Raw genomic sequence first — 14854 nt, forward strand, 5'->3', positions numbered from 1 at the left:
TGAGGACGGATAGAACAGTTTGTGATTCCACAAATACCATTCTTATGAGCATTACAGCTCGTCAAAAGCCTCTATAGCTTCCGACAATTTCTTAACGCCGTGAATTTGCATGCCAGGAATGCCGCCTTTCGGCATGTTGGCTGCAGGCACAATGGCTTTCTTGAAACCATGTTTGAACGCTTCATTCAAACGTTCTTGCCCACTTGGCACAGGACGGATTTCGCCTGCAAGCCCGACCTCACCAAAAATAACCACATCTTTGGGAAGTGGACGGTCACGAAAACTCGATAAAAGCGCCATAACTAACGCAAGATCGGCACTCGTCTCCGTCACCTTAACACCGCCAACCACATTAACAAAGACATCTTGGTCTGCCATTTGTAAGCCACCATGCTTATGCAACACAGCGAGCAAAAGTGATAAACGGTTCTGCTCCAAACCGACCGCAACACGGCGAGGGTTTGCCAATTGGGAGTAATCCACCAACGCTTGAATCTCTACTAATAGAGGACGCGTACCTTCCCAAACCACCATAACAGAAGAACCTGATGTTTCTTCTTCACCACGAGAAAGGAAAATCGCGGATGGGTTACTCACTTCTTTCAACCCTTGGCCTGTCATTGCAAAAACACCGAGCTCATTCACAGCGCCAAAGCGGTTTTTATGACTACGCAATGTGCGAAATCGGCTATCAGTACCACCATCAAGCAGCACTGAACAGTCTATAATGTGCTCAAGAACTTTAGGGCCCGCAAGGGTACCATCTTTTGTTACGTGACCAACAATAAATACCGCGACGTTATTCTGTTTTGCGTATCGTGTCAGAGCTGTTGCAGATTCACGTACTTGAGCGACACTGCCCGGTGACGATTGAACATCTGAAACGTGCATTACCTGAATCGAGTCAATCACCATAATGCGAGGTTGCTCTTTTTCGGCAATTTGGCAAATTTTGTCGACGTTTGTTTCCGATAACATCTTTAAGTGCTCTTTCGGCAAGCCCAGTCGAGAAGCTCGCATTGCTACCTGCTGCAACGATTCTTCACCGGTTACATAGAGCGTTGGCATTTGCGCAGACAAACTACACATGGTTTGCAGCAGCAAGGTGGATTTACCAGCGCCAGGGTTACCACCAATCAAAATAGCGGCGCCGGGTACAACGCCCCCACCTAATACGCGGTCAAGTTCTTTAAACCCACTGGTGAAGCGTGGCACTTCCTGCAGATCAATTTCGGATAACGTTTGAACTGTTGCTTCTGTTGCGGAACCCGCGTAGCCGGATAAACGTTCATTACGAGCAACCGTTGGCGATGCTGCAATACGGACTTCTGTTATCGTATTCCACGAACCACATGCGTTACACTGCCCCTGCCAACGGGGAAAATCCGCGCCACAATCATTACAAACATACGCTCGTTTTGCTTTCGCCATGATGCCTCGATTTTTTCTACAAATGTGACTAAGCACAGCCAAGTCAGACCTTCACTGAAATGAACTATTGATATACTTAAGTTTTACTTCGCTTAGCCGATACAATTTAAAGTAACGACATACTCTAACAGAAATAATGCAGCAATCTGAAATTCTCTCGATCGCAGAACGACTCATTCCCGTTTACGGTTCGGATGACTTTGACTTTGTCCTTGGCCAATTGACCGAGGAAGAGCCGCCTTCGGCCAAAATCTTAGTGAAAATGGAACTTAACCGCTTGATGGCTCCGTGCAAAAAAAGCATCGATTTGCGCGGTCGCGTCCAAGGTGAATGTCGCGAGTATATTTTGGATGGTATTCCACATTGGTTAGATGACGTTGCTTTCAACGCTTACCATAAAAACATCAAAAAGTTTGGCGGCTACACTGAGGGAATGTGGGAAGCTTTGGTCAACACACGGAATAACTTTCGCGTAATGAGCAAACGTCTTACTCAACAAAAAACGCAATCGTTAACGGATCCTAAAAGCCCTTTCTTAGCGGAGCCTGTTCACCTCGGCTTTGACTTAAAGCGCCAAGAAAAGCGCTTGAAAGTCCAATCTCAAGTCGAGATTTGCCGATCTAAAGGGCAACTTCTGCATGGGTTAAGCATTGACTTATCCTGCTCTGGCGCAAAGTTCAAAGTCCCAAGTGCGTTTAAATATAACCTTGGGGAGATTATTCAGGTCACGTTTACTGAATTTGCCAGCAAATCTCAGGTTGCCGGTATCGAGAAACCGCTGGCGTACCGCATACTTGCGGTTGATGACTGTTACGAGAATGACTCAGTTCGATACCTCAGAACCATACGTTTAACTGAAACCAATGTCGTTACTCGAGTGATCGATGAAGCGCTCAACAGCGCAGCTAAAAGAGCTCGTCACGATAATCAAGATAAGATCATTCGAGCTCGAACTCGTGGTTATGAGCACATCGCGCTTAAGCACACCAGCAGCTTACCTCTATTCTTTGATGGCAGTGAGCTGAAACTCGCTATGTTGACGCCAAACAATCAAAAGCTTTGGCAGTACTGGCATGATGAAAGGAACCAGCAAATGTTTGGGTCCTTATTTAATGAGAAGCGAGTCGCGTCACTCATTAAACCTGGCGTTAAAGGCACCACAAACGTCCTTTATTCATTTACTCACGAGCACGAAAACCGAACCTATTTCTATTCGATGCTTCGTCCTGAGGCCACTCGTGAACAACGCCAGCTATTTTGGCATTTAGGTGCTAAACGTGAAAGTTGGCGCGCGTTTAGAATTTCGATATTTGAACTGTCAGAGCAAGAACAGGAAGACTTAGCCGCTTTCTCTCCGGAGTTAGCTGAAACGTCCCAATCATTGACTCACATAGGCATCTTGCAAGAAATTGCTGACGAAAAATCAGGGCAGGATTATCTGCTCACTGAAAAGCCGCGCTTACCCGCAAATACGTTAAATGCATTTCGCCATCCGAGAAGAATTATAGGCAACCCGAAAGGCATTTATTTTGATGCCAAGTCTCGTCGTAAAGAGCCACGTTACCGATTTAAGACCCCAATAGAACTGCGTTCTGGGCCCGTCACAGCGATCGGCAGCACCGTCGATATTTCAAAGCGAGGGCTCGGCATTAAACTGGACGAACCTACCATGTTGCGCTCTGGGCAAGAGGTTCAGATCAACTTCCGAGAGTTACAGCTCTACGACAAAAAGCTGCCTTTAACGTCGGTGCCATACCGGGTAATTCGTGTTAGCCCAGATGGCTGTAGCGTACAGCTAGTTATTGATGAAAGCAGCCACACCATTAAAGTGATCGCCTTTTTCAACAGCATTATCGAGCACAATCAAGATAAGTTGATCCCGCAAAAAGAGATGCTACCGAGTAATGCGTTACTTGAAAGACTGCACAGCATGTTGCTCTCTCGAACTCTGAGCACACCCATTTTTATCAGTAAAACAGCGTCCTCTTCAATCAAAACCCCCGTTATTGGAGTGAATTTGCCGCTACCTAAGCACATTGAGCTTTTTGCACGCCTTGGGCACGATCAATTGTTGTCACTTGAACCTATCTTTAAAGGTCGAACAAGCACATTAATCGCAGAGCCGATAAAGCGTGTAGAGGGAGCTCAAGCAAGGCATCAGGATATCTACATTAGCGCAGCCAAAGTCGGCAATAAAATTACAGGCATTGAGTCTAAGCTTCATCAAGAGTTCAATAGCGTAAAAGAACGGATTCAATTTATAAAGAAAGCGCGAATGATGGGTGACTTCTACGTGATTCGCTTATCTACAGCCCCAATTTTCGATCCGATGACATCGTTGCTGCAACAAGACTTAAGTGACTTAACCCAATTTGGCGTACATCAAGCGAGCAAATTAGAAAAGGAGCTGACCGCTTTGGTCGGTTACAGTGAGTTTGAAGACATTACGGAAGAGGTTGTAATTAGATTGGAGTTAACCGAGTAAATTTAGAGCCATACCAAGTCAACGAAAAACACCGCCAGAAGGGCGGTGTTTTTGAATGGATAAATTAAGGTTTTGCTTTCCAGCTGACCTTTTGCTGCTTCACCAGTGCACCAGATAAAATACAGAGCACACCGCCTAAGCCTGCAAAGCGAATCGCAGATTGCGCTTGAGCTTCCACTTTAGGTTTTGCGTGGTACGCGATACCTAAGCCCGCCACCGACATCATCACAAGATCGTTAGCGCCATCACCGACAGCAACCGTGTTGTGCTGCTCAATTTCGTATTCATCCGCCAACTCCACCAGGATATCTGACTTCATCTGCGCGGTAACCACATCGCCAAGTACGTTCCCCGTGAGCTTACCATTAATGATTTCCAACTGATTAGAGCGAGCAAAATCTAAATCGACTTTATCTTTGATATAGTCCGAGAAGTAAGTAAAACCACCGGAAGCAATCGCTGTTTTCCAGCCTAGTGCTTTTAACGTTGCGATTAACGCTTCAAAGTCCGGCATAAATGGCAATTGGGAACGAACTTGTTCAAGAATTGATTCATCAGCACCTTTGAGCTTGCCTACGCGTTGACGCAAACTTTGCTCAAAACCCAGTTCTCCTTGCATCGCACGTTCAGTAACTTCTGCCACCTCATCCCCGACTCCGGCCAATTTTGCGATTTCATCAATACACTCTATCTGGATTGCCGTTGAGTCCATGTCAAATACAATCAAACCTTGGGTTGAGAGATCTGGAACTTCATTAAGCGAGGCGTAATCCAAGTTGAGGCTTTGTAAGATCGTTTCGTGTTGAGGGGTCAACTCTCCTGCCATCAAGGCGACTTCATATTGGCCAACTTTCCACGTTTCTAACACGGGGTTGTAGACCCCTGTGAAGAAATCAATGTCTTCAAAATGACGTGGCGAAAGGTATTCTGCAAACACTATCCAGTTTGCTTTTGCTTTATCTAGTTGGGAGGCAAATCGAGTCTCGGGTAATCGTTTTAAAAGTGTCGTATGTTTTCTGATAGGCAAGCTTTTTGACGCGTCCATGTATATAATCCCTTATGACTTTGCTAAAACGTTACCTCAACAAACTAAAAAGGCAAGTCTTTGTTTTATTTTAAATGGATGAGTAAAGAGCATGAGTGAATCCTTGTTCTCAGTAAGGAATGCCCTAAGAATTCTGGCACTAATCCTACTGTGTGTGATGTTGTTTATCACGATCAAAAACAGTGTTGTGATCAGTAAGGGCAACGAGAAAATTCAAGCACAGCAGCTTGAAACACTCACCAAAGTTTTGATTTCACAGGCGTCTCTTTCTGCCAGTGAAATGATTTTGACCAAAGATCAAGAACGCTTACTTAAGCTGACAAACCAGCTAGCACAAGACCGTTTGGTGTTTGATGCGACAATATATGATGCACAAGGCGTACGTTTAGCGTCTAGTGAAGATGCGCTATCGGTACGCGAAGTTTTAGGCTTAGACACGCCCTTGGCAACAGCTTCCATTGGCCGCCAGCAGTTGGTTGAACCAGTATTTGCCGATGAAGCACTCATCGGTTTTGTTCGCGTTACCTTTGAGACAGGTCGTGTAACCGCGATTTCTGACCACCACTATCGTAAGAGTGATCGCTACATGTACATGATGGTGCTAATGAGTTTTGTGTGCGGCATGTTATTCATTATGATTTTACGTAGACAGCCTATCCGCCGTAAAAAAGCGCAAAACCTACTGCTAACCAAATAGTCAGTCGGTAATCAACATCTAATACAAAAACAGCCCGCATTGTGCGGGCTGTTCTTTTAGTTCTTAATGTCAAGAAACTAAGATGACTCTTTGTCGCTTATTCTTCGTCGCCTAGCAATACTGAATCTAGTGCGATTAGCATCATGTCGTTGAATGTTGTTTGACGCTCATCAGAAGTTGTTTGCTCACCCGTTTTGATGTGATCTGATACCGTACAGATTGTCAGAGCTTTTGCACCGTATTCTGCCGCTACGCCGTAAATACCCGCCGCTTCCATTTCAACACCAACAATGCCGTACTTGTCCATTACGTCGAACATTTCTGGATCAGGCGTGTAGAAAAGCTCCGCTGAAAACAGGTTACCGACTTTCACATCAATGCCACGTGCTTTTGCTGCGTCTTCTGCCGCGCGAACCATTTTGTAGTCTGCGATTGCTGCAAAGTCATGACCTTTAAAACGGATACGGTTCACTTTAGAATCCGTACACGCGCCCATGCCGATCACAACATCACGCACTTTGATGTCTTCGTTTACTGCGCCACAGCTACCAACACGGATGATTTTCTTCACGCCGAAGTCTTTAATTAGCTCCGTTGCGTAAATCGAGCATGATGGGATACCCATACCGTGGCCCATTACCGAGATCTTACGGCCTTTGTATGTGCCTGTGTAACCGAACATATTACGCACATCACACACTTGCACAACGTCTTCAAGGAAGGTTTCTGCGATGTATTTTGCACGTAGCGGGTCACCCGGCATCAGTACGACGTCTGCGAATGCACCCATTTCAGCATTGATATGTGGAGTTGCCATTTTCTTTTCCTTAACCTTTCTCTAGCGCTCCGCGCTTAAGGCGATATAAGCCAGAGTATTCTCATTTCCGACAAGCAGTACTTGCATACTGCAAACATAAAACTAGGAGCATTCAGCTCCTAGTTTTCAATATCCTAATTATAGGAAATTCTTACCGTAATCCATTGGAGAAGTACCAAAGTAGCTCGCCAATGTTTGGCCGATGTCTGCGAATGTTTCGCGGCGGCCAAGAGAGCCTGCTGGCACTTTTTGGCCGTAAACCAATACTGGGATGTGCTCACGAGTATGGTCAGTGCCTGGCCATGTTGGGTCACAGCCGTGGTCTGCTGTTAGGATAAGCACGTCATCTTCACCCATCAGTTCAAGCACTTCGTTGATGCGACCATCAAAGTACTCAAGCGCCGCAGCGTAACCCGCTACATCACGGCGGTGACCGTAAGCAGAATCGAAGTCAACGAAGTTAGTGAATACGATGGTGTTATCACCCGCTTCTTTGATCGCTTCTTTCGTTGCTTCAAATAGTGCTGGAATGCCTGTTGCTTTGGTTTTCTTAGTGATCCCGCAACCAGCATAAATATCTGAAATCTTACCGATGGAATGAACCTGACCGCCCTTCTCATCAACTAACTTTTGTAAGATAGTCGCTGATGGTGGCTCTACAGATAGGTCACGACGGTTACCCGTACGCTCAAATTGACCTTTACCCGGGCCAATGAATGGGCGCGCGATTACACGGCCGATGTTGTAATCTTCTAGTTCTTCACGTGCAATTTGGCAAAGCTCTAGTAAACGATCCAGGCCGAATGTCTCTTCGTGACAGGCGATTTGGAATACAGAGTCCGCAGAGGTGTAGAAGATTGGCTGCCCAGTCTTCATATGCTCTTCACCCAAGTCATCAAGAACTTGAGTACCAGATGCGTGGCAGTTACCTAGGAAACCGTCAAGACCCGCGCGCTCAAGGATGCGATCCGTCAGCTCTTTAGGGAAGCTGTTTGCTTTGTCTGTGAAGTAACCCCAGTCAAACAGAACAGGAACACCTGCGATTTCCCAGTGACCAGACGGCGTGTCTTTACCAGAAGAAAGCTCTGCTGCGTGACCGTACGCACCAATGATTTCTGCATCAGCGTCTAAGCCAGGTGCGAAGCGACCTGTTGACTCTTTATGTGCCATTGCCAAACCTAACTTAGATAGGTTTGGAAGGCGAAGTGCGCCTTGACGTTGGTCGTTATCTGCTAAGCCTTTTTCGCATTGTTCTGCGATGTGGCCTAGTGTGTCTGAACCTACATCACCAAATTTCTCAGCGTCAGCGGTTGCACCAATACCGAATGAGTCTAGTACTAAAATAAATGCTCTTTTCATTGCTCGTTCCTTAGGCCCACTCGGCTTTTTATTATGGTTGAGTAGGCCTTGTGTAATTACTTGTTCTATTAAATATCTTCTGCACGAATTTGGCGGTAAACCTCTGGAGTAGGTGTGTACTCACCACCTACTTTGATTGCACTGCGCAGTGCTTTTGCCGCTTCTTCCCACTGCTCTTCGCTGCGAGCGTGGATAACGGCAAGAGGTTTATCGCTATCTGCAACTTCACCCAAGCGGATGAACTCGTCGAAACCTACGGCATAGTCGATTTCATCAGTAGCAACACGGCGACCACCACCCATAGCAACGACAGCCATGCCAATAGCACGCGTGTCCATCGCTGAAACAATGCCCGTTTCCGTCGCGTAAACTGGCTTGATAATTTCCGCTTTTTCTAGGTAGTTATCGTAGTTTTCTACGAAGTCTGCTGGGCCGCCAAGACCAGCAACCATCTTGCCGAAGCATGCTGCTGCTTTACCGTTGTCTAGCGCTTCCATCAATTTCGCACGTGCGTCTTCTGTGTTCTCAGCCAGTTTGCCAAGTACCAGCATTTCTGCACAAGAAGCCATGGTAACTTCAAGTAGGCGTGGGTTACGGTATTCACCCGTTAGGAAACGAACCGCTTCACGAACCTCCACCGCATTACCTGCCGAAGAGGCCAATACTTGGTTCATGTCTGTCAGGATTGCAGTGGTCTTAGTACCCGCACCGTTTGCTACTGCAACGATTGATTTTGCTAGCTCTTCAGACGCTTCGTAAGTTGGCATAAATGCACCAGAGCCGACTTTAACGTCCATCACTAGCGACTCCAGACCCGCCGCCAATTTCTTAGAAAGAATGGAAGCCGTGATCAGAGAAATGTTGTCTACGGTTGCGGTAATATCACGAGTCGCGTAAACACGCTTATCCGCTGGAGCAAGGTCACCTGTTTGACCGATGATCGCCACACCAGCGTCTTTAGTTACTTGCCCAAACACATCGTTGCTTGGTGTGATGTTGTAGCCTGGAATAGACTCAAGCTTATCTAGCGTACCGCCTGTGTGGCCAAGACCACGGCCAGAGATCATTGGTACGAAACCGCCGCATGCTGCCACCATAGGGCCAAGCATCAAAGACGTTACGTCACCCACACCGCCGGTAGAGTGTTTGTCGACAATTGGGCCACCAAAGTTCATGTGGCTCCAGTCGATAACCATGCCCGAATCACGCATTGCACACGTTAGGGCGATGCGCTCATCCATGGTCATTTCATTGAAGAAAATCGTCATAGCAAACGCCGCGATCTGACCTTCAGATACGGTGTTATTTGCTACGCCTTGAATAAAGAAGTTGATTTCGTCGGCGGTTAGAACTTCGCCGTCACGTTTTTTACGGATAATTTCTTGTGGTAAATACATTAGTGCCTCCCAAGCTCATTTTGAGCCAGGTATAAGTAGGATAGAAGAGGTTTGGTAGCACCAAAGCTGGTGCTACCGTTCAGACGTATTGTTGGAATTAGTACGCTGTTGGATCAGCGACTTCGTCCGATACTTCTAATGTATTTAGTAGGTTTGTTAGCAGGCTAGACGCACCGAAACGGTAGTGACGAGCATCAACCCAGTTGTCACCTAGGATTTCGTCAGCCATTGCTAGGTATGCAGCTGCGTCTTCAGCAGTGCGCACACCACCTGCTGGTTTGAAACCAACAGTTTCTGCAACACCCATGTCGCGAATAACTTCAAGCATCATGCGTGCGTATTCTGGTGTTGCGTTTACTGGCACTTTACCAGTTGAAGTTTTATGAAGTCAGCACCTGCTTCAATACAGATTTGAGATGCTTTCTTGATTAGTGCTTCTTCTTTTAGTTCACCCGTTTCGATGATCACTTTAAGAAGAATATCACCACAAGCCTCTTTACATTGCTTAACTAGTTCGAAGCCTACTTTCTCATCACCCGCCATTAGCGCGCGGTATGGGAAAACAACGTCAACTTCGTCTGCACCGTAAGCAACCGCCGCTTTTGTTTCAGCAACAGCGATTTCGATGTCGTCGTTACCGTGTGGGAAGTTCGTTACTGTTGCAATGCGAACCTCTGGCGTACCTTGCTCACGAAGTGTCTTCTTAGCAATAGGAATAAAGCGAGGGTAAATACAAATTGCAGCTGTGTTGCCTACTGCTGTTTTCGCGTCATGACATAATGAAATCACTTTTGCATCAGTGTCATCGTCATTCAACGTAGTTAGGTCCATAAGTTTAAGTGCACGTAGCGCTGCTGCTTTTAAATCGCTCATTTCTATCTCCGATCAATATATCAAAAAATTCACTACTCAGCCTTACATCACGTCTCTAACTATAATCAACAAGTCGAGACAATGTGAGTAAATGGCTAAACAGTCTATTAATGAACGGACTTGGTTCCCTGAAGACTCGGCATATACAGCGAAAATTTCATATGCCAATTGCTATCCTTGTCACCGCACAGTACCAGTTTGGCCTATGGCACAACAATCTATGATTGCGGTGTCTTTAATATCACATCACACAGCAAAACGCCTATTAGATCTGATATTGCTGGGCAAGTCATTTGCCCATCGATTATGTAATATTCATTACGTGATTAAGTATCAACCTTAACCACTATCCTGTGATTAATACATTATAGAGTTTCACCGCAAAACTGTAGCACCAAATAGAGCGCAAACGGTTTGTATCTCAAAATTTCCTAGCCCCTATTCCATCGGCTGCGTAACTCATAGACTGAGGTCGGCACCCGATGAGATTTTAGAGCCCGAAAAACGAAAAATGCCCCGCAGCAATCTCTTGCTACAGGGCATGATGTAAAACGGCGTCTATATATTAAGAACCGATTCTAATTATAGTGCTGCAAGGCTTAAGCAGAAGCCTGCAATTGTCGCTGCCATAAGGTTAGACAACGTACCTGCAAGAACAGCTTTAACACCCATGCGAGCGATGTCACTACGACGGTTTGGTGCAAGGCTACCTAGACCACCAAGTAGAATCGCGATAGAAGAAAGGTTCGCGAAACCACATAGTGCGAATGAGATGATAGCTGTTGTCTTCTCAGACATTACTTCACCAGTTGCCGCGATTACTTGAGCGTTTTCACCTAGGTATGGTGTGAAGTTCAAGTAAGCAACGAATTCGTTCACTACGATTTTCTGACCGATGAATGAACCAGCAGTTACTGCTTCAGCCCATGGAACACCGATTAGGAATGCTAGTGGAGAGAATGCGTAACCTAGGATTAGCTCTAGCGTTAGTTCTGGCATGCCGAACCAACCACCGATGCCACCTAGCATACCGTTGATCAGCGCGATTAGACCAACGAATGCGATTAGCATTGCACCTACGTTAAGCGCAAGTTGTAGACCAGAAGCCGCACCGCCCGCTGCTGCGTCGATTACGTTTACTGGTTTGTCGTCGCCGCCGTCCATCGCTTCTTCGATACTTTCGTGAGGCTGGTCAGTCTCTGGGTGAAGGATTTTAGCGAATAGTAGACCACCTGGTGCCGCCATGAATGATGCTGCTACTAGGTACTCTAGTGGAACACCCATTGAAGCGTAGCCCGCTAGTACACCACCAGCAACAGAAGCTAGACCACCACACATTACCGCGAATAGCTCTGATTGAGTCATTTTTGGAACGAATGGACGAACAACTAGAGGTGCTTCTGTTTGACCTACGAAAATGTTTGCTGCTGCTGACATTGATTCCGCACGTGAAGTGCCCAGCGCTTTTTGTAGTGCGCCACCAAGAATCTTGATAACCCATTGCATAACGCCAATGTAGTAAAGAACTGAAATCAGTGCAGAGAAGAAGATCAGTGTAGGAAGAACACGGAATGCGAAGATGAAACCGCCGCCGCCGAATACTTCGAACATCTTGTCAGAAACAAGACCACCGAACAGGAATGATGAACCATCGTTACCGTAGTTGATAACGTTAGAAACACCTGAAGAGAAACCGTTTAGTAGATCACGGCCCCAAGGTACATACAGAACAAATGCACCTAATGCGAATTGGATAGCGAATGCGCCACCCACAGTTCTTAGATTGATAGCTTTTCGGTTATTAGAAAATGCCACTGCAATCGCAAGAAGCACTACCATACCGATTAGGCTCATAAACAGGCTCATAGTTTATGACTTCCTTATAAGTTATTTATTGGCGTGTTACAAAATGGAGCTATAAAGCGGGAGCAATTATACTCATGCAGAATCAATTAAAGTAATGCCAGCCTCACACTTTCCTATAAGATTCATGATTGATTCAGCCAGCTTTGTGAGTTAATTCACAATAAGAAGGAAAACGTTTTCTATTTCAAACCACATCTTTAGATTTTATTCACATATCGAGAAAGCAAAATTGCTATTTTTCCATAACTGAGAGGCAATCGATTGCTTGGGACCGTTATGCAACTTTACGAGCTCATTAAAGACGTGAATGAGTTTGGCTGGGTGATTCGACTCCCCTTGATACCCAAGTATAGGCATATCCGGTGCATCTGTTTCGATCACGAGATGTTTGAGTGGTAATTTTTGAATTGCGTCGCGCGTTTTCTTCGCTCTTGGGTAGGTGATGGTTCCTCCTACACCGATAAAAAAACCTAATTTGACCCACTCCATTGCTTGCTGATAACTCCCAGAGAAAGCATGTAGCACACCGCCCCTAGTGAGCTTCGCCGCTTTAACCATTTGAATAAGGCGATTGTGCGCTTTTCGGCTATGTAAAATAACTGGGAGTTCGAAGCGTCTAGCCAGTTCAAATTGAACTTCAAGTGTCTCTTCTTGCAACTGTGGGTCAACATCAATAGCAAAATCTAGCCCACACTCTCCTATTGCCACGCACTGGGGAGCATTTTGTTTTAGATAATGTTCCAATTCAGCAAAGTGCTGCTCGACGTTATCTTCAAGAAAATACGGATGAAACCCAAGGGCGTAATACAAATTGGCATGTTGATCTGCCAAGGTTTGAATACGAGCCCAGTTTTGAGGTCCCACTGAAGGAATCAGAATTCTTGTCACGCCTTGCGTTTGAGCTAGCTGAAGTTGATGTGCAAAGTCACCTTGGAATACATCAAAGTCAAAGTGACAATGGGTATCAAAGAGCTTCATCTTGAGACTTTTTATCTGTACCGACAAACTGAGAATCAGAAAATAGCAGAGCTTCACTGTTCTCTTCATTTTGATGGGCAGGATCTTTTCGATACGGAACGCAGCTGCGTTTTTGATCGGGGGTTAGCCCCATCTCCTTGCACCAGTCGTCGTAACGCTTCAATCCTCGTTTAAACCAGTTCATATCTCATCCTTATAAAAAACGCCCTTGGCTAAGTTTATAGCCAAGGGCGTTTTAAAATCTAGTTTGCGTTAAAGCTTACCCAAACCGCTTTTTGATTAGTGCTCACGCGTCGCACGGAAATCAATATCAGGGAAACGCTCTTTCGCCAAGTTTAAGTTAACCATTGTTGGTGCAATATACGTTAGGTTATCACCACCATCCAATGCTAAGTTTGCTTGGTTCTTACGTTGGAACTCATCCAGTTTCTTCGCATCATCACACTCAACCCAACGCGCAGTTGCAACGTTAATGCCTTCATAAATCGCTTCAACGTTATATTCAGACTTCAAACGAGCCACAACAACATCGAACTGAAGTACACCAACGGCACCAACGATCAGGTCGTTGTTTTGTAGTGGACGGAATACCTGTACCGCACCTTCTTCTGATAGCTGCACCAAGCCTTTTAGTAGCTGTTTCTGCTTTAGTGGATCTTTCAGGCGAATACGACGGAACAGTTCCGGGGCAAAGTTCGGAATACCAGAGAACTTCAGTGACTCACCTTGAGTAAAGGTATCACCAATCTGGATAGTACCGTGGTTATGCAGACCAATGATGTCACCCGCGTAAGCGTGTTCTGCACGTGAACGGTCACCAGCCATAAAGGTTACTGCATCAGAGATACTCACCTGCTTGCCAATACGAACGTGGTTCATCTTCATACCCTGCGTGTAAGTACCCGATACAATACGCATGAATGCGATACGGTCACGGTGTTTCGGGTCCATGTTTGCTTGGATCTTGAATACGAAACCAGAGAACTTCTCTTCTGTCGCTTCAACTTCACGCTCAACCGCTTGACGCGTTTTCGGTGCTGGTGCCCACTCTGTTAGACCGTCTAGCATGTGGTCTACACCGAAGTTACCTAATGCGGTACCGAAATAAACTGGCGTCAGGTCACCCGTTAAGAACATTTCCAAATCAAACTCAGGGCAAGCACCCATAACAAGCTCAAGCTCTTCTCGAACACTTTCCGCAAGGCCTGCACCGACTTTTTCATCAAGCTCTGGGTTATCTAGACCTTTGATGATTCGAACTTCTTGAATCTCATGACCGTGACCAGATTCGTATAAAATCGTTTCATCACGGTGAATGTGGTACACACCTTTAAACTCTTTACCACAGCCGATTGGCCACGTGATAGGCGCACACATCATGCCCAATTCGTTTTCTACTTCGTCCAATACTTCCATTGGATCACGAACGTCACGGTCAAGTTTGTTCATGAAGGTCACGATTGGCGTATCGCGTAGACGGGTTACTTCCATCAGCTTACGAGTACGATCCTCGACACCTTTCGCTGCATCGATAACCATCAAACACGAGTCGACTGCCGTTAGAGTACGGTATGTATCTTCCGAGAAGTCTTCGTGTCCAGGAGTATCAAGTAGGTTTACCAGGCAATCATTGTAAGGGAACTGCATCACAGACGTGGTTACCGAGATACCACGTTCCTTTTCCATTTCCATCCAGTCTGATTTTGCGTGCTGTGCATTACCACGACCTTTAACCGTACCTGCTTTTTGAATCGCGTTTCCGAATAAAAGGACTTTTTCAGTAATGGTGGTTTTACCCGCATCCGGGTGAGAAATAATAGCGAACGTTCTACGTTTAGACACTTCGCTTAGAAAAGGTGTATTTGACATGAAACTGGTCTTCTTTGATGTCTGAATGCTTGCTCGA

Annotated in this window: 11 protein-coding genes and 1 pseudogene; 2 read left to right on the top strand and 10 right to left on the bottom strand. The window is 45.9% G+C overall.

The window, feature by feature from the left end:
* Positions 1–51: 51 nt before the first annotated feature.
* Positions 52–1431, bottom strand: coding sequence for a DNA repair protein RadA (gene radA, locus ACHFJ9_RS19550; protein WP_046875036.1), 1380 nt, complete (start codon positions 1429–1431; stop codon positions 52–54).
* 136 nt (positions 1432–1567) lie between these two features.
* Here radA and ACHFJ9_RS19555 point away from each other — a divergent pair, with 136 nt between their 5' ends.
* Positions 1568–3916 (top strand): PilZ domain-containing protein, encoded by a 2349-nt coding sequence (locus tag ACHFJ9_RS19555; RefSeq protein ID WP_395194054.1) that lies wholly within the window; start codon positions 1568–1570, stop codon positions 3914–3916.
* 64 nt (positions 3917–3980) lie between these two features.
* Here ACHFJ9_RS19555 and serB read toward each other — a convergent pair whose 3' ends face one another.
* Positions 3981–4961: a phosphoserine phosphatase gene (gene serB, locus ACHFJ9_RS19560; RefSeq protein ID WP_395356018.1), complete on the bottom strand. Its 981-nt coding sequence runs from the start codon at positions 4959–4961 to the stop codon at positions 3981–3983.
* 91 nt (positions 4962–5052) lie between these two features.
* Between serB and ACHFJ9_RS19565 the strand changes: the two genes are divergently transcribed.
* On the top strand, positions 5053–5658 hold the full coding sequence (locus tag ACHFJ9_RS19565) for a YtjB family periplasmic protein (RefSeq protein ID WP_041852892.1): 606 nt from the start codon (positions 5053–5055) through the stop codon (positions 5656–5658).
* Between the two features lie 97 nt (positions 5659–5755).
* Here ACHFJ9_RS19565 and deoD read toward each other — a convergent pair whose 3' ends face one another.
* The 8 genes and pseudogenes from deoD to prfC all read right to left on the bottom strand — a co-directional run bounded on the left by deoD (position 5756) and on the right by prfC (position 14817).
* On the bottom strand, positions 5756–6475 hold the full coding sequence (gene deoD, locus ACHFJ9_RS19570) for a purine-nucleoside phosphorylase (protein ID WP_006742381.1): 720 nt from the start codon (positions 6473–6475) through the stop codon (positions 5756–5758).
* Between the two features lie 138 nt (positions 6476–6613).
* Positions 6614–7834 (bottom strand): phosphopentomutase, encoded by a 1221-nt coding sequence (locus ACHFJ9_RS19575; RefSeq protein ID WP_047008941.1) that lies wholly within the window; start codon positions 7832–7834, stop codon positions 6614–6616.
* A 68-nt stretch (positions 7835–7902) separates the two neighbouring features.
* Positions 7903–9231 carry a thymidine phosphorylase gene (deoA, locus tag ACHFJ9_RS19580; protein WP_048625940.1) on the bottom strand — a complete coding sequence of 443 codons (1329 nt, stop codon included), beginning with the start codon at positions 9229–9231 and terminating at the stop codon, positions 7903–7905.
* Positions 9232–9328: 97 nt separating this feature from the next.
* Positions 9329–10104: pseudogene (deoC, locus tag ACHFJ9_RS19585) on the bottom strand (deoxyribose-phosphate aldolase).
* Between the two features lie 582 nt (positions 10105–10686).
* On the bottom strand, positions 10687–11970 hold the full coding sequence (locus tag ACHFJ9_RS19590; RefSeq protein WP_006742377.1) for a NupC/NupG family nucleoside CNT transporter: 1284 nt from the start codon (positions 11968–11970) through the stop codon (positions 10687–10689).
* Positions 11971–12174: 204 nt separating this feature from the next.
* Complete coding sequence (locus ACHFJ9_RS19595; RefSeq protein WP_395356022.1) at positions 12175–12948, bottom strand: TatD family hydrolase; 774 nt, start codon at positions 12946–12948, stop codon at positions 12175–12177.
* Entirely contained in the window at positions 12935–13132 is a 198-nt protein-coding gene (locus ACHFJ9_RS19600; protein WP_046875042.1) for a DUF5363 family protein, read from the bottom strand. The genes ACHFJ9_RS19595 and ACHFJ9_RS19600 overlap by 14 nt, the downstream gene beginning before the upstream one ends.
* Positions 13133–13227: 95 nt before the next feature.
* The gene (gene prfC, locus ACHFJ9_RS19605; RefSeq protein WP_395356024.1) at positions 13228–14817 is read right to left on the bottom strand and encodes a peptide chain release factor 3; all 1590 of its coding nucleotides are present in this window, start codon (positions 14815–14817) and stop codon (positions 13228–13230) included.
* Between the last annotated feature and the right edge of the window lie 37 nt (positions 14818–14854).

The organism is Vibrio sp. D3 (assembly GCF_043995865.1).
GTDB classification, from domain to species: domain Bacteria; phylum Pseudomonadota; class Gammaproteobacteria; order Enterobacterales; family Vibrionaceae; genus Vibrio; species Vibrio diabolicus.